We start from the raw sequence: 584 nt of genomic DNA, 5'->3' as shown, positions 1-584 counted from the left end.
GGGCGGCGTGGCGCTGACCTCCCAGTCGGGCGGCATCGGGATGGCGATCCTGGGCTTCGCGCGGACCACGAAGACGGGCGTGTCGGCCATCGTCGGCCTCGGTAACAAGTCGGACCTGGACGAGGACGACCTCCTCACCTGGTTCGGCGAGGACCCGCACACCGAGTGCATCGCGATGCACCTGGAGGACCTCAAGGACGGGCGCGCGTTCGTGGAGGCCGCGCGGGCCACCGTGCCGCGCAAGCCGGTCGTGGTGCTGAAGGCGGGGCGAACGGCGGCGGGCGCGAAGGCCGCGGGCTCGCACACCGGGGCGCTCGCGGGCGACGACGCGGTGTACGACGACATCCTGCGGCAGGCCGGCGTGATCCGGGCGCCGGGGCTGAACGACATGCTGGAGTACGCGCGGGCNNGCCCGCGCCGCAGGGGGACAACGTGGTGATCATCACCGGGGCCGGGGGCAGCGGGGTGCTGCTGTCGGACGCGGTGACGGACAACGGGCTGTCGCTGATGGAGATCCCGCCCGATCTGGACGCCGCCTTCCGGGAGTTCATCCCGCCCTTCGGGGCGGCCGGCAACCCGGTGGA

The 584-nt window shown here is 73.4% G+C and carries 1 protein-coding gene and 1 pseudogene; both read left to right on the top strand.

The features are described 5' to 3' along the window. Positions 1-40: 40 nt before the first annotated feature. Positions 41-439: a hypothetical protein gene (locus CCN29_RS36620; protein ID WP_442538663.1), complete on the top strand. Its 399-nt coding sequence runs from the start codon at positions 41-43 to the stop codon at positions 437-439. Next, positions 433-584 (top strand): annotated as a pseudogene (locus CCN29_RS36615) (acetyl-CoA synthetase); the annotation flags it as partial. The gene CCN29_RS36620 and the pseudogene CCN29_RS36615, both read left to right, overlap by 7 nt.

Origin of the sequence: Streptomyces pseudogriseolus, from assembly GCA_002154585.1 — a bacterium.
GTDB classification, from domain to species: Bacteria; Actinomycetota; Actinomycetes; order Streptomycetales; family Streptomycetaceae; genus Streptomyces; species Streptomyces pseudogriseolus.
The sequence above is the reverse complement of the archived record's forward strand: the minus strand, read 5'-3'. Positions and strand labels throughout refer to the sequence as shown.